Raw genomic sequence first — 16,288 nt, 5'->3', positions numbered from 1 at the left:
GTCGCCCATGTCAGTCGCGCCTGGCAACTCCGCCACCCGGACGCATTTCATGCGCCATGAGAGGCGTGAATTCAACGACTTGTCCCATGGCCGCCACCCTCAGGAAACTGCTAATGTCGTGACTATCACTTCCGACACTCCACGAGGCATCAATGGCCGAACTCTGCCTGCTGTTTGACTCTGACGGGACTCTGGTAGACAGCGAAGTCCTGCTGGCAGAAGCGCTTGCCAGCACGTTACCCGGCTACGGCCTGCCCTTCACGGCCGCCCGGTATCTGGATCATTTCCGGGGCGTACGTTTTCGCAGCATCGTCGCGGAACTCGAGGCACATCATGGCGCGCTGGCCCCCGAGCGGCTGGATGAGATGGAGGCCCACATGCGTGCCACCCTCGAGGACCTGATGACGGCTCGCCTCACGGCCATGCCCGGCATGCCTCAGGCACTGGCGGAGCTCTCCGGCTACCCCTGCGGCGTGGTCACCAACGGGCCGGAACGCAAGGTACGCCTGGCACTGGATACCACCGGGCTGGCGCGCTTCTTTGACGGCCACATATTCAGTGCCTACACCCTGGGCGTCTGGAAACCGGACCCACGCCTCTATCGCCTCGCCGCCGAGCAGATGGGGTTCGCGCCGCAGCGCTGTGTGGTGATCGATGACGCCGCCGTCGGCGTGAAAGCCGGGCTGGATGCCGGGATGCATGTCATCCACTTCGCCCACCATGAGGACGGCCTCGGCACGCCCTCCGGGGCACTGAAGATGCGCAGTGCACGCGAGCTTCCGGCGCTGATCAGAGAGATCTCGCAGCGCGTGGCACGCCTCGACCCCTGATCGGCCAGGGCCGGATTTCTGAAGAGCTGATGCACCGCGAACCGGCGCGCAAGACAAGAAAGCCCGCACGAAGGCGGGCAAGGAATGCAAGAAAGCCCGCACGGAGGCGGGCAAGGAATGTCGGGACAGGACATTCAGGGCAGGGTCATCTTTCGACAAGGTCAGCTTCAGACAAGGTCACCTTTGGGCAAAGACACGTCCTGCATGCTGCTGCATCAGGGGCGATGGCCCGAGTCAGTCACATGCATTTGCGCAAGGATGCCATCGCGGCGGGCAATGCTCGCACGCTTCTGAGGACGCGGCCTTTCGGCCGGAGCTGAGCGCGGAGGCAGAGTTCCGCGTGTCGTCCTGGGGGCTTTCCTGAGACTTGCTGCGAGTCTCTCTACAGGGCTTTCTTCAGGGCTTTCTTCAGGGCTTTCTTCAGGGCTTTCCAGAGATCTTTCGAGTCATCGAGCGCAAGGCAAGGACGGGCTTCGTCTTGAGTCAGCCATTGATGGTGTTGTTGCTGGTCGCCAGACGCTCAATCACTCGAAATGCGGGGCTTTACACGCTGTCGTTGAGCGCGTGCTCCACTCGAGTTGCAGAAACACTCTTGCCAGCATCATTGGCCTGATAGCGGACTTTCATCATCCCACCGGCGGCACCGCGCACGCCTTGCAGCGGCTGCTCCAGCGCCTGCTGCACACGCCCTGCCGAGGTGCTCATGCCGGTAGCGGCAAAGACGGCCTGCCGCGTGGACGCCGCGTGGGCGTGACCCGCGATCAGAGGCTCGCTCAAGGCAGCACGTACCCGGGCATCGGAGACGCTATCTTCTGCGTGACTGAGAGTGCTGACGGCAGTGAGCATGGACAGGCAGACAAGGGGAACCAGACGTTTCATTCAGAGAGACTCCAGGTGGTGTCGAGTGAGCGCCCCAATGGGAGCAGCACTCGGGTAGAGGACGGCCGAGCCGTCCAATGGTGCTTCGGGCATGGCAGAGGCAACCTCTGCACGCCTTACAGGTTGAACTTCACCAGGGTGACGATGCGTGACAGGCCCTGAGCGGCGGCCAGAGATTCGGCGGTATTGCCTTGCTGATCCGCAATTCCGGGGTCGGCCCCGGCATCGAGTAGATGCCTGATGATGGTTTCCCGCCCGAACAGCGAGGCCATCATCAGCGCCGTCTGGCCACTGGCATTGCGATGATTCACATCACAGTCGGTATTGGCCAACAGCCAGTCTGCCGTCTCGACATGCCCACGGAAGGCCACGCCCATGAAGGCATTGCTGCCTCTTTCATCCACGGCACAGGCGTCCACCCCATACCCCTTGAGCAGGGCCAGAGTGCTGGTATGCCCGTAGTAGGCAGCCATGATGAACGGCGTATAGCCGTGGGATTCCGTGATCGACAGGTCTCCGCCCTGGTCGTGGTAGCGTTCGATGGCGGCGTTGTCGCCCTCACGCGCGGCATCCATGATGTCCATGCCCTCGTCCGCCTGCGCCGGAAGGGCGAGCAGACTCATGACGGCGACGCTGAGCGCAAGCATCAAGGTGACAAGGTTCGTGATGGATTGCCTGATGGGGGCTTTCACGGTCAAGGTCATGGGACTCTCTCCTCGAGGTTGGTCCAGAAATCGGTCGGGAAGATGGCAGGGAGGCATTGCCCCCCTGCCCTGTCACGCGACGCGTCAGATCACTTCTGCTGCGCGTCGATCAGCTCCTCGACATCGTCCATGTCCACGTGAGCGACCTTGGCCAGACGCTCGCCGTATTCGTGGTCGGCCTGATAGAAGTAGCTGACCATGATGTTGCGGATCTCGTCGTTCTTGACCTTGCCCAGATCCCCACCCAGCACCTCGATCAGGTCATCCTGATCTTCCTCGGAGAAGGAGCGGTACAGCTCCCCGGCCTGAGCGAAATTCTGCTCCTTGCCGATGGGCTGCTGCTGGGTAGTGCCATTGAGGGTGTAACGCTTGTATTCGTACTGGCTGTCGTCCACCAGCGAGTCGGCGTTGCGGCTCGGCTGGTAGTTGATGGAGCCGGAACGCGGAGCGGAGTAGCCCGCGCCATCCTGATGGTTGTTGTGGACCGCCACCTTGGGGGCGTTGACCGGCAGCTGAGAGTAGTTGGCCCCCAGGCGGTAACGCTGGGCGTCGGCGTAGGCGAACAGGCGCCCCTGCAGCATGCGGTCTTCCGACGGCTCGATGCCCGGCACCAGGTTGGCCGGCGACATGGCCGCCTGCTCGGTTTCCTGGAAGAAGTTGTCCGGGACGCGATTCAGCGTCAGCTCACCGACCTTGCGTGCCGGGATCAGGTCTTGCGGCCACAGCTTGGTGGTATCCAGCGGGTTGAAGTCGAAGCTGTTCAGCTGTCTGGGGTCCAGCGTCTGGATATAGAGATCCCAGACCGGGTCATCGCCTTCGTCCAGATGGGTGTAGAGATCATCCGTCAGGTGATTGAAGTCGGTGGACTGCACCTTGGCGATCTCTTCCGGCGACATGCCATGGTTGCCCTGGCGCGACTTCCAGGTGAACTTCACGTATTTCCAGTCGCCTTCGCCATTGACGAACTTGAAGGCGTGGACCCCGGAGCCATCCATCTCACGCAGGCTGGCAGGCACGCCCAGCGGTGAGTACAGATAGGTCAGCATGTTGGTGCTTTCCGGGATATGGCTGAAGAAATCGAAGTAGCGATTCGGGTCCTGCAGGTTGGTGCGCGGGTCCGGTTTCAGGGCATGGATCATGTCCGGGAACTTCATCGCATCGCGGATGAAGAACACCGGGAAGTTGATGCCGACCATGTCCCAGTTGCCCTGGTCGGTATAGAACTTGACGGCGAAGCCACGCGGGTCGCGCAGAGTCTCGGGCGAGCCCTTGCTGTTGATCACGCTGGAGAAACGCACGAAGACCGGCGTCACCTGGCCCTTGTCCTGGAAAGGTGCCGCGACGGTCAGGTCGGTCAGATCCGCGGTGGCACGGAACTCACCGTAGGCCCCGATACCGCGCGCGTGAACCACGCGCTCCGGAATGCGCTCACGCTCGAAGTGCCCCAGCTTTTCCAGCAGGTGGTGATCCTGCAGCAATGTCGGGCCATTCTGACCAGCGGTCAGGGAGTCCTGGTTGTTGCCGATCGGCGCACCATTGGAACGTGTCATCACTTCCTGCTGCGCCAGACTGCTTGCAGAAAGCCCCAGCGCCATCACGGCTGTCAGGGTCTTCATGGGAAAACGTACGCTCAGCATCTCGGAAATTCCTCGTCAAATCAGGGAGTAACGAGGCGAGGAGTATTCGCGAGAAGTTCCCATAGCAAAAATAAATAATAGCTAACCCTGAAATAGCGAAAAACTAACATGATGCAGAATCAGCACCAATCACTTCCACTCTAAAGCAAGGACTGTGGCGTGGTTTCCTGTTCGCGGGCCAAGCTTGCCGCGTGTGCCTTGAGCCAGATGCCCCGATGACGAGGCTTTCACGCCAGAGGTGAGAATCGCCTGCCTTGAGCGAGAGCTTTTCCATGGCCTGAACGCCAGCAGAGCAGGCCACGATTGTTGCACCCAGTCATACAATCCAGTCATACAATCCAGTCATACAATCAAGGCATACATTCCTGTCATACAAACCCGTCATGCAATCCAGGCATCGCGAAGTCTCAGGTCATGACCCATCGACACCCCGGAGGCACCCTGATTCGCTCCACTGCCAGAAACGACAACGGCCCCTCATGTTGAGGAGCCGTAAGTGAGGAGCCGTTGTCATCAAGTCTTGCGACAGATCTTTCAGCGCATCCAGCCACTACGCCTGGCGCTTCGCCTTCTTCGACTTGCGCTGGAACGCCGGCATGTCATCGATGACCAGCACCGGATTCAGCTCTTCCTTGGGGAAGTCATTCTTGAGCCAGCGCAGCATGGAGAGTGCCAGAATCAGCATCACCGGAATCATCGGCAGCGCCACCACGATGGTCGAGGTCTGCACGGTCTGCAGGCCACCCAACTGGATCAGCGCAACGCCGACGGCCGCGATCAGGAAGGCCCAGATCAAGCGGAACGAGCGCTTGGGCTCCTGATACCCGGACAGCTTGCGTGAGGTCACCGAGGCCAGCACGTAGGCCGAGCTGTCCAGCGTGGTCGCCAGGAAGATGAAGCACAGCAGGATGAAGGCCACCGTGACCAGCTTGGCATACGGCAGGGTCTGCAGGATGCCTTCCACCGCCAGCGGGATACCGCCGCTATCCAGCAGCGCCTTGATGTCCAGCGCACCACTGATCTGCAGGTCCAGCGCGTAACCGCCCCACACCGCGAAGAACACCCAGGTGCCCAGCGAGCCGAATACCAACTCGGCGATGATCAGTTCACGGATGGTACGGCCGCGCGAGATACGCGCCACGAACAGCCCCACCATCGGCGCGTAGGCGATCCACCAGGCCCAATAGAAGACGGTCCAGTCCTTCCAGAAGGTGGAATCCCCCGCCGGGTCGGTCCACAGACTCATCGGGATGAAGTTGCCCAGGGTCTTGCCGAGGCTGTTGACGAAGCCTTCGACCATGAACTGCGAGTCACCGACGATGAAGGTGAAGGCCAGCAGGAAGATCGCCAGAATCACGTTGATGTCCGACAGAATCTTGATGCCCTTGGCCAGGCCGAACCAGACACTGGCCGAGAACATCGCCGTCCAGATGCACAGTACCGCGACTTCCAGTCCGAAGTTGGCCTCAACGCCCAGGATGCCGCTGACCAGCTGCGAGACCAGCGGGACCGCCAGCCCCAGCGAGGTGCCGACGCCGCCGACGATCCCGAACACGACGATGGAATCCAGCAGCACGCCCCAGGCGCCATCCGCATGGCGGCCCAGCACGCCGCGCGAGGCGACGGACAGACGCACGCCATCACGCTTCTTGACGTACATGGAGTAGGCGATCGGCAGACCCGGCAGGCAATAGAAGGCCCACGGCGTCAGCCCCCAGTGGAACTGACCGAAGGCCAGCGCCCACTCCGCGGCCTCACGACTCTTGGCCGCCACGTGATAGGCCGGCGAGGTGTAATAGTAGATCGGCTCGACCCACGCCCAGTTGACGATCGCGATCCCCATCCCGCAGGTGAAGATCATCGCCACCCAGCTGAAGTAGGAGAAATCGGGCGTGTCTTCTGCCCCACCCAGACGGACGTTGCCGTAGCGGCTGAATGCCAGCCAGATGAGAAATCCGACGACGCTCAGACCGGCCACCAGATACAGCCAGCCGAACTTGCCGGTCGCGAAGGCGAAGGCGGCATTGATCAGCGCGGTGCTGGCCTCCGGGAACAGGATGACGGGGCCGATGAAGGCCAGGATGACCAATACGGCGGGAATGAAGACACGGGGGTCCAGATGATCGCCATCACTGGCGGGGGGAACGGCTTCTTGCACGACTACCACCTTAGTGAGAAAGCCCGAGCAAGAGGGGCGAGACGTCGCTCTTGCTCGGGCAGTTCGCTGTGTTCAATAATTTTTCGTAATGAAAAGAGCGCGGTATTATACATTTTTTTATTCCACGCGCATTATACTTTCCCGGCAACCGCGGGGAGCATGAATCGCGACACGGTATTTTCTCATTCACACATGAATTTCATTCATCAATCTTGCGCTGCACACTCCCCCCTCCTGCCCTCTTCTCGCGCCTTCCTTGCGCCTTCTTCGACCAAGTTTCCGCCAGACGTGAACAGGCCGCCGACACGTCAATGTCGGCGGCCTGTGGGTCTCAAACGCTCATGAGCGGCGACTGTCCCGCAGAAGCCAGCACCTGACGCGGCAGTCTTTCCGCCCTTGCATCGCGAGGGTCTCGCCAGCCGATGCGCCACTCTCATGAGCAGAAGCCTCGACGTTCACCTCGTGTCACAAGACACTCAGCGCTTGAGCACTTCTCATGCACCTGGCTCGAGCTGACCCATGCAAGCTCAGAGTCAGATGAGTCGGCCTTGAGCGATCAGCAATGGCTGACGTGCTGAGTCACAAGAACGCCCCACCTCGTGAATCACGAGATGAGGCGTTTGAACGTCCAGGGCGCTATCGACTGCCTTCAGCCGGCGGCCCTCGGTGGACAGGTACCGTATGGCGGGATCAGCTTGGCAGGTACTCCTCGCTCCAGCTTTCGGACACCACGCCCTCCTCGATCAACTGGTCGATCTCTTCATCGCTGTGATCAAGGCCCTTGAGCACTGAGCGAGTCGAGGCGCCGTATTTCTCGGCCGGCGACAGCGGGTAGATGCGCCCACGCCGTGGACGGATGGCGTAGGGGTCAAGCTGGGTGATCTCGTGACCGCTGGGGTGGTCCGAGTAGACCGAGAACGAATAGCTGCCGGCATCGATCCCGGTCCGCTCGCCAGCCGGGTGGACGTTGTAGGAGCGCAATGTCTCCAGGTTCTCGCACACGGCCGCGGCGATATCCGCCGCCTGCAGTCGCTCGACCCAGTCATTGGCTCGCGCGCTGATGAAACGCGGTGCCAGGTAGGCGGCACGCTCCTCACGCGGGATTTCCGGCAATTCTTCCAATCCCTCGACCTTGCGGAATTTCTCCAGCTCCGACTCATAGGCACTGACCAGCAGGATACCATCGGAGGCTGAATAGAAACGCGCCAGATCATCATAGCCTGTCGCCTCACGACCGGAGGGCTCATCAAACAGACTGCGGCGCTCATAGTCGTAGCAGAACGGCAGCTGTGCCAGACCGCTCAACGCCGACAGCGAGGTCTTGATGCGCGAGGTGCGGCCGGTCTTGAGCTTGCGATACAGCGCGGTGGCAATCCCCAGCGACGCGCCAAAGCCGCACATGACATCGATGGTGCCGACGTGGGCGTGCTCTTCAGGGGTATCCATGCTGCCGCCGAAGCGCAGCATGATGCCGGTGGTGGCCTGCACCAGATCGTCATAGCCGAGGTAATTGGTGCGCGGCCCGGGCAGCACGCCACTGAAGCAGTCCAACTGGCAGAAGACGGCGTCCGGGTTGAGCTCACGCATGGCCTCCTCGCTCAGCCCCATGGAGGCCACCTGCCGGTCGGTGGCATTCCAGACCACCACATCACTCTGACGAATCAGCTCATCCAGGATGGCGCGCCCGCGGGGCTGTCTGACGTCGGTCAGCAGCGAGCGCTTGGAACGCATGTGCGACAGGCCGAAGATGACGGTATTCCAGCAGTCATAGAACGGCTTGGCCGGGTCGACCTTGATGACCTCGGCACCGAAGCGCGCCAGATACGCCACCGAGTGCGGCCCGGCGATCACGTTGCACAGGTCCAGAATCTTGACGCCTTCCAGCCAGCCATCGCGGGCATTGCGTGCCCGCACCCGTGGCAGCTTGGTCTCGATGCGGGTCAGCACCGACAGTGCATGGGTGACGCTCACCCAGCGCCGCGGCCTTGGCGTCAACATCTCCTGGCCGCTGTCGGCCATCCACACCATCGGGCCGGGCTGGATCATCAGCCCGAATTCCGGGTCCTCGACCTCGACCATCAGGCCCGCCGTCTCGGCGTGGTCATCGTGGATCCACTCCTGCAGCCAGCGCTGCGGCGCGCCGGGGAACTTGCCCTTACCGAAGATCTTTTCCCATTCCTTGGAGGTGCGCGTGAGGAAGACTTCCTTCATGCGCGCCGCGATATGGTCCGCCCAGGACTTGGGCAACGGATAGACGCCCAGCGACATGTCGGATTGCCATTCGCTGCTCGGGCGATAGGTATCCGGCTCCTCACTCATGCCTTCGGCGACCAGCTCATCGTAGAGGCCCAGTACCTTCAGGCAGCGCTTGGCGTGCTCGCGGTGACTCGGACAGACCACATAGAACATGCGGCCATCCTTGCACTTGTAGCTGCGATAGAAGGGATCGAGCAGCTCCTGCAGCTCGTCGTAGTCGAGATTCATCGGCTGGCCCTCGATACGCCGACGCTCGATCTCCTTTTCGCGCTGGGTCTTGTAGCGCTCCGGCAGGCCCTCGATCTTGATCGAGTTGTAGCAGAGCCCTTCCATCAGCGCGCAGACCAGCGGCACCTCGATCTCGTCGCCCATGCCGGTCCGCTCGCGGGCCTGCAGTGCCAGTACCACCGAGGAGGCCGCCAGCATGGTGCCGTAGGCCGAGCCCAGCGGCAGCGGCGAGAAGGACGGGTTGATGCCCATCAGCACCCGGTTGAGGCCCATGTCGGTGAAGACGCCGGAGTTGGCGGCGATCACGCTCTCGAAGGCGCGCCAGTCGCGGCGCAGGGTGTCATTGGAGGCAAAGCCGGGAATCGACAGCGTGATCAGCTCATTGCGCTCCTCGCGCAGGGCCTGGAAATCGATGCCCAGCCGCTTCATGACCCCGGGGCGGAAGCTCTCGATCACGATGTCGGCCTCCTCGATCAGCGCCAGCGCCTGCTCGACGCCCTCCTCTGACTTGAGGTTCAGCGAGACGATCAGCTTGTTGCGATTGAGCGTGGCGTTGGCCGGCGACTGCCACATCGGCCCGCCGGGCGGGTCGACGTGAACCACGGTGGCGCCCAGGTCGGCGAGGATCATGGCGACGGCCGGGCCCGCCATGTATTGACCGAAATCGATGACCTTGACGTCAGTCAGCGGCAGGCGGGTTTCGGAGTGGATTGTCATCGGTGCGGTCCTTCTGTCCGGGGGGCATGCGGGTTGCGTCAGCCCCGGTGAGCGTCATGTGTTGAGAGAGACAGGAAAAAGTGCACTCAGCGAGGCTTGGCGTCATCGCGCGGGCTGGGGGTCTCCAGCACCAGATGCGGTTCCAGCACCTTGCGCGCGAAGTCCTGGCGCAACCAGCGCACCAGCGACCAGGTCAGGATGAACAGCACCGGGATCATCGGCAGCGCGACCACGATGGTGGAAGTCTGAACCGCCTTGAGGCCGCCCAACTGGATCAATGCCACCCCGACACCGGCGATCAGGAAGGCCCAGATCAGACGCACGCTGCGCCTGGGCTCCTGATAGCCAGAGAGCTCACGCGTGGTCACCGACGCCAGCACATAGGCCGAGCTGTCCAGGGTGGTGGCGAGGAAGATGAAGCACAGCAGGATGAAGCTTGCGGTGATCAGCTCTGAGAACGGCAGCGTGGCGAGAATCGCGGACACCGCACCGGGGATACCGCCGTCGCTGAGCACGGCCGCGACATCCAGAGTGCCACTGACCTGCAGATCCAGCGCATAGCCACCCCAGACCGCGAAGAACACCCAGCAGCCCAGCGAGCCGAACACCAGCTCAGCGATGATCAGCTCACGAATGGTGCGTCCCCGCGAGATGCGTGCGACGAACAGCCCCATCATCGGCGCGTAGGCGATCCACCAGGCCCAGTAGAAGACGGTCCAATCCTTCCAGAAGGTCGAATCGCCCACCGGGTCGGTCCACAGACTCATGGTTACGAAGTTCGACAGCATGGTGCCGAGACTGTTGACCCAGCCCTCGACCATGAACAGCGATGGCCCGGCGATGAAGGTGAAGGCCAGCAGCACGATGGCCAGAATCACGTTGATGTCGGAGAGAATCTTGATGCCCTTGGCCAAGCCGAACCACACGCTGGCCGAGAAGATCGCCGTCCAGATCAGCAGCACCCCCAGATTGAGCGCGAAGGACGGCTCGATGCCGAGCAGATCACTGACCAGCCGTGAAACCAGTGGCACCGCCAGTCCCAGTGAGGTGCCGACACCGCCGACGATGCCGAATACCACCACCGCATCCAGCAGCACGCCCCACCACCCCTCGGCACGCTTGCCGAGCACGCCGCTTGAGGCCACGGAAAGACGCACGCCCGGGCGGTTGCGCACATACATGGAATAGGCGATGGGAATTGCCGGCAGGCAGTAGAACGCCCAGGGCGTCAGCCCCCAGTGGAACTGCCCATAGGCCAGCGCCCACTCGGCCGCCGCATCGCTGCCGGCCTTGACGTCGAAGGGAGGGCCGGTGAAATAGTAGATCGGCTCGACCCACGCCCAGTTGACGATGGCGATGCCGATCCCGCCGGCGAAGATCATCGCCACCCAACTGAAATACGAGAACTCCGGCGTGTCCTGCGGGCCACCCAGACGGACATTGCCGTAGCGGCTGAACGCCAGACCGATCAGGAACACGACCACGGAGAAGCCCGCCAGCAGGTAAAGCCAGCCGAAATTGCCGGTCGCGAAGGCGAAGGCCGTATTGACGGCAGCCTCACCGGACTCAGGAAACAGGATGATGGGAATGATCAGGCCGGCGATGACGAGCACCGAGGGCAGGAATACCCGCCAGTCAATCTCGTCGCGGGCCGTGTGGGAGGCGCGGGAATCGCGTGGCTGGCTTTCGCTACCGGAAGCCGCCTTGGGCGCAGAACTGCTCATGTTGATCACCGTTATTGTGGTTATGCGGTTCGGTGTTGAGACACGGGGAGTTCCCTGCGATTGGCGTATCGCAAGGTCTCCATGCATGGCGTATCGGCAAGGCCGTGATATGGGTGGAGGAAGATGGCCGTTGTCAGGCCGATCTCGGCAGTGGCTCGGCCAAATCGGTACTGACAGCAGACGCCAGAATCCAGCCAGCGGCCTTCTCCGCGATCATCAGGGTCGGCGAGTTGGTATTGCCGCTGACGATGGTCGGCATGATGCCGGCATCTGCCACCCGCAATCCCTGGATACCGCGCACACGCAGACGACTGTCGACCACCGCCATCGGGTCATCCGCGCGCCCCATGCGCGTGGTGCCCACCGGATGGAAGATGGTGGTGCCGATATCGCCGGCGAGCCTGGCGAGCTCGTCATCACTCTGGTACTCGACCCCCGGCTTGATCTCTTCAGGCTGGTAGCGCGCGAAGGCCGGCTGGGAGGCGATGCGCCGCGTGACCCGCAGCGAGTCAGCCGCGACCTTGCGGTCTTCCTCCGTGCTCAGGTAGTTGGGCGCGATCGCCGGGGCCTGGCGCGGGTCGGCGCTCTGCAGACGCACCGAGCCACGGCTGGTGGGGTTGAGATTGCAGACACTCGCGGTGATCGCCGGGAAGGGATGCAAGGGCTGCCCGAAGGCCTCGAGACTCAGCGGCTGGACGTGATACTGGATATTGGGATGGGCGTAGTCCTCGCTGCTGCGCGTGAAAGCCCCCAGCTGCGATGGCGCCATGCTCATCGGCCCGGAACGCTTGAACAGGTACTGCATGCCGATGCCCATCTTGCCCAGCAGCGTGCTGGCCATGGCGTTCAGGGTCTTGGCATTGGTGACCTTGTAGACCGAGCGGATCTGCAGGTGGTCCTGCAGATTCTCGCCGACGCCGGGCAGGTCCTTCACCACCTCGACGCCATGTTGCTCCAGCAATGCCTTGGGCCCGACCCCCGAGACCTGCAGCAGATGCGGCGAGCCGATGGCGCCGGCACACAGCACGACCTCACGCTTCGCCGTGAGGTTGATGAGCTTGCCATCACGCACGACCTGCAGCCCTGTGCAGCGCAGACTGGAGGCGTCCTTCACTGCGTCCGCCCCTGTGCCAGCTCCTGTGCCATCCCCTGCGCCCTGCTCGCCGCCCGCGAACAGCAGACGATTGACCTGGGTGGAGTGCCACAGCGTCAGGTTGCCGCGCTTGAGTGCCGGACGCAGAAAGGCCTTGGCCGTATTCCAGCGCCAGCCGGAACGCTGATTGACCTCGAAATAGGCCACCCCTTCGTTGCTGCCACGATTGAAGTCCTCGGTGCGCGGGATGCCGGCCTGTTCGGCGGCACTGGCGAAATCGTCCAGCACTTCCCAGTTGAGGCGCTGCCGCTCGACTCGCCACTCGCCACCGTGACCATGGAACTGGCGATGCTCGGGGCCGGCATCCCCGCCCTCGTCGAGGCGCGCGTGATCCTCATGGCGCATGAAGGCCGGCAGACATTGCTCCCAGCGCCACTCGCTGTCGCCGGTCACCTCGGCCCAGTGGTCATAATCCCGCGCCTGACCGCGCATGTAGATCATGCCGTTGATGCTGGAACATCCCCCCAGCGTCTTGCCGCGCGGATAGATCAGCGAACGTCCGTTGAGCCCCTTGTCCGGCTCGGTGCGGTACAGCCAGTCGGTGCGCGGATTGTTGATGCAGTACAGGTAGCCCACCGGAATGTGAATCCAGTGATAGTTGTCGCGCCCACCCGCCTCGATGAGCAGCACGCGGTGGTCAGGGTTGGCGCTGAGGCGATTGGCCATCAGGCAGCCGGCGGAACCGGCCCCCACGATGATGAAATCGAATTCCGGCAGATCGTCTCCCGGTTTGACGGGGCGAGCGTCCTGCTCGCCCCCCGGGGGTCGATGCTGATTGTTCTTGTTGTCTGACATGGCGCGTCCCTCTCCAGACAGCTGGCGTATACTTTCCAATGGCAGGAATACAGATGGCGACGATGCTGATGATGCCGGTGCAGATGACCGAAAGTGTGAGCGACTTACTTGGCCGTCGGCATGGCGAATTCGGCACCGGCATCGATGGAATCCGACCAGCGCTGCATGATGGACTTCTGCTTGGTATAGAAACGCACACCCTCTTCTCCGTAGGCGTGGGTATCCCCGAACAGGGAGCTTTTCCAGCCGCCGAAGCCGTGCCAGGCCATCGGGACCGGAATCGGCACGTTGATGCCGACCATGCCCACCTGGATGCGACGCCCGAATTCACGCGCGACACTGCCGCTCTCGGTGAAGCAGCTCACGCCGTTGCCGAATTCATGATCATTGATCAGCTGGATGGCGGTCGCGACGTCCGGCACGCGGACACAGGCCAGCACCGGGCCGAAGATCTCTTCCTTGTAGATGGTCATGTCCGGCGTGACGTGATCGAACAGCGTGCCGCCCATCCAGAAGCCTTCAGTGCTGTCGCCGCCGATGTCATTGCCGGTGAACTCACGCCCATCGACGATCATCTCGGCGCCTTCCGCGACGCCTTTCTCGATATACCCGCAGATACGCTCATGCGCCTGGCGGGTGACGATCGGGCCCATCTCGGCGTCCAGGTTCATGCCGTCCTTGATCTTGAGCTCGCGGGCACGCTCGGCCAGACGCGGCACCAGGGTGTCCGCCACATCGCCCACCAGCACCGCCACACTGATCGCCATGCAGCGCTCGCCGGCGGAGCCGTAGGCCGCGCCGATCAGGGCATCCACCGCCTTGTCGAGGTTGGCATCCGGCATCACCACCATGTGATTCTTGGCGCCACCCAGCGCCTGGATGCGCTTGCCGAGGCGTGCGCCACGCTCATAGATCAGGTTGGCGATCGGGGTGGAGCCCACGAAGGACAGTGCGCGCACCTTGGGGTGATCGATCAGCGCCTCGACGGCATCCTTGTCGCCCTGCACCACGTTGAAGACGCCATCCGGCAGGCCCGCCTGCTTGAGCAGGTCCGCCATCATCAGCGAGGCGCTGGGGTCCAGCGGGCTCGGCTTGAGCACGAAGCAGTTGCCTGCCGCGATGGCCACCGGGAACATCCACATCGGCACCATCACCGGGAAGTTGAACGGCGTGATACCGGCGACGACGCCCAGCGGCTGGCGCATCGTCCAGTTGTCGATGCCGGTGCTGACCTGGTCGGTGAAGTCACCCTTGAGCAACTGCGGGATACCGCAGGCGAACTCGACGATATCGATGCCACGTGCCACCTCGCCCTGGGCATCGGTGAACACCTTGCCGTGCTCGCGGGTGATTGCCTCCGCCAGCGCGTCCTTGTGCTCGTTGAGCAGCGCGAGGAACTTGAACATCACCCGGGCACGACGAATCGGCGGGGTGTCGGCCCAGGCCGGGAAGGCGGCGTCGGCGGCCGCCACGGCAGCATCGATGTCGCTGTCGCGTGCCAGCGCGACCTGGCCGGTCACCTGGCCGGTGGCGGGATTGAAGACATCCTGTGTGGCACTGGAGTCACCTTGGGTCACCTGGCCGTTGATGAAATGGGCGATGGTCTGCTGGGGCGTGGTCATGGCGTGAATCGTCTCCGCTGGCGTTGTGACTGAAGCGTGCGCGGGGAGCATCCCGGCGGCTCAGCCATAGGGGCTGGTCATAAGGGCTGGACATGAGAGCTGCTTATGAGAGCTGAATGCATGAAGGCTGTACCTTGAATCTACCCCGCCGGCCGGAACGTTCAATTGAGTTATTCTTGGGTGCGATATAACGATTGCTGATATCACGAACGCCCCCGAACGCAGACAGCCGCCATCGCTCACCAGCCCAGTCATGGCGGGGTTGCGGGCGAGTGAGAGCGTGGAATGGAATACGGCGGAGGGAATGTTCGAGCGTCAAGGCAGCGCTTTCGGTGGCACCGCTAGACCAAAGGGGAATAGGTCATCGGCGGGACGCTGAGACAAGAATGCAGGCGGCCTGGTACATGAACCATGTCGCTGTTGATCCTTCGCCCCCCTTGCCCAGAGAGCCTTCGATGCAGGATCTGTCCCGTCTTCACGCCTTCGTCACCGTGGCGCGCACCGGTAGCGTGTCACGAGCCGCCGAGGCCTTGCACCTCACCCAGCCTGCCGTCAGCCTCAAGCTCAAACAGCTTCAGGAAAGCCTGGGCCTCTCTCTGTTTGATCGTCACCCCCACGGATTGCAGCTGACCGCCGATGGTCAGGCACTGCTCTCCAGCGCCGAAAGCACGCTGGCCAGCGCCCGCCAGTTCGAGCAGGCTGCCTCTGCCCTGCACAGCACCCTGCGTGGCACCCTGCGCATCGGCACCATCATCGACCCGGAATTCATTCGTCTCGGCAGTTTCCTGCGGCATCTGCTGGCACAGGCACCCGGGATCGAGACGTCTTTGCAACATGGCATGAGTGGATGTGTGCTCAAGGCACTCAAGCAGGATGAGCTGGAAATCGGCTTCTATCTCGCCCCACCGGGAGAAGGGCCGGGCGACAGCGCCCTCGACTACCGGGAATTGGCGCTGTTCGAGTACTACGTGCTGGCACCGGCGGGCTGGTCATCGCGGCTGACCGCGACCGACTGGGCCTCGTTGGCGGCCCTGCCGTGGATCGTCACGCCCCCCAACTCGGTACATTCCCGCCTGCTGGCACATGCCATGCGCGGCGTGGAGGCTACGCTGCATCGCGTCGCCCAGGTGGATCAGGAAGTCTGCATGCTGGACCTGGTACGCGCGGGGGTCGGGCTGTCACTGGCGCGTGATGTGCTGGCGCTGGCCGAGCGTCAGGAGCGTGGGCTCAATATCGTGCCGGACACCCGCCTGCCCTGCGCACTCAGCGTGGTATGGCGCCGTGACAAGGCCGCTGATCCCAGCGTTCAGGCGGCATTGCAGAGCCTGGCCAATGTCTGGCCGGTAGAGTGACCGGTGTTGTGCCAGGTTGCGCCCTTTGCGGGTCACGCCGGCCTCATCTCTCTTCTCTCTTCTCTCTTCTCTCTTCTCTCTTCTCTCTTCTTTCTGCCCTCTTTTCTCTGCGCTAAGCGCCACGCTCTTTGCCCTTCTCTCCTCGCCTGCCCTTGCACTCTCACGGCCGCTCCACCTCCCCTCACTGGCAGGATTGCTCTGAGCGGGACGCAGCGTTGCCTGTCTCGCCCGTT

10 protein-coding genes are annotated in these 16,288 nt (G+C 62.7%); 2 read left to right on the top strand and 8 right to left on the bottom strand.

Annotated features, from left to right (window positions below; genetic code table 11):
- The first annotated feature begins 152 nt into the window (after positions 1-152).
- Positions 153-830: an HAD family hydrolase gene (locus BFX80_RS07000; protein ID WP_084208365.1), complete on the top strand. Its 678-nt coding sequence runs from the start codon at positions 153-155 to the stop codon at positions 828-830.
- Between the two features lie 543 nt (positions 831-1,373).
- On the opposite strand, the gene BFX80_RS06995 is transcribed toward BFX80_RS07000, so the two are convergent.
- From BFX80_RS06995 to BFX80_RS06960, 8 genes are all read right to left on the bottom strand, one after another.
- Complete coding sequence (locus tag BFX80_RS06995; RefSeq protein ID WP_157109450.1) at positions 1,374-1,709, bottom strand: hypothetical protein; 336 nt, start codon at positions 1,707-1,709, stop codon at positions 1,374-1,376.
- Between the two features lie 116 nt (positions 1,710-1,825).
- Entirely contained in the window at positions 1,826-2,413 is a 588-nt protein-coding gene (locus tag BFX80_RS06990) for an ankyrin repeat domain-containing protein (RefSeq protein ID WP_167592990.1), read from the bottom strand.
- 89 nt (positions 2,414-2,502) lie between these two features.
- On the bottom strand, positions 2,503-4,050 hold the full coding sequence (locus tag BFX80_RS06985; protein ID WP_276204875.1) for a catalase: 1,548 nt from the start codon (positions 4,048-4,050) through the stop codon (positions 2,503-2,505).
- 550 nt (positions 4,051-4,600) lie between these two features.
- A complete protein-coding gene (locus BFX80_RS06980) occupies positions 4,601-6,208 on the bottom strand; it encodes a BCCT family transporter (protein WP_084208362.1) in 1,608 nt (535 codons plus the stop codon).
- 690 nt (positions 6,209-6,898) lie between these two features.
- Positions 6,899-9,409 carry a CoA transferase gene (locus BFX80_RS06975; protein WP_084208361.1) on the bottom strand — a complete coding sequence of 837 codons (2,511 nt, stop codon included), beginning with the start codon at positions 9,407-9,409 and terminating at the stop codon, positions 6,899-6,901.
- Between the two features lie 86 nt (positions 9,410-9,495).
- Positions 9,496-11,133 carry a BCCT family transporter gene (locus BFX80_RS06970; RefSeq protein WP_084208360.1) on the bottom strand — a complete coding sequence of 546 codons (1,638 nt, stop codon included), beginning with the start codon at positions 11,131-11,133 and terminating at the stop codon, positions 9,496-9,498.
- A 133-nt stretch (positions 11,134-11,266) separates the two neighbouring features.
- On the bottom strand, positions 11,267-12,952 hold the full coding sequence (locus BFX80_RS06965; RefSeq protein WP_240499740.1) for a GMC family oxidoreductase: 1,686 nt from the start codon (positions 12,950-12,952) through the stop codon (positions 11,267-11,269).
- Positions 12,953-13,185: 233 nt separating this feature from the next.
- Positions 13,186-14,703 (bottom strand): CoA-acylating methylmalonate-semialdehyde dehydrogenase, encoded by a 1,518-nt coding sequence (locus BFX80_RS06960; protein WP_084208358.1) that lies wholly within the window; start codon positions 14,701-14,703, stop codon positions 13,186-13,188.
- 455 nt (positions 14,704-15,158) lie between these two features.
- On the opposite strand from BFX80_RS06960, the gene BFX80_RS06955 reads away from it, so the two are divergent.
- A complete protein-coding gene (locus BFX80_RS06955; protein ID WP_084208357.1) occupies positions 15,159-16,055 on the top strand; it encodes a LysR family transcriptional regulator in 897 nt (298 codons plus the stop codon).
- Positions 16,056-16,288 lie beyond the last annotated feature (233 nt).

The sequence above is a fragment of the Cobetia marina genome (assembly GCF_001720485.1).
Classification (GTDB): Bacteria; Pseudomonadota; Gammaproteobacteria; order Pseudomonadales; family Halomonadaceae; genus Cobetia; species Cobetia marina.
This window is presented reverse-complemented; position numbering and strand designations above follow the sequence as displayed.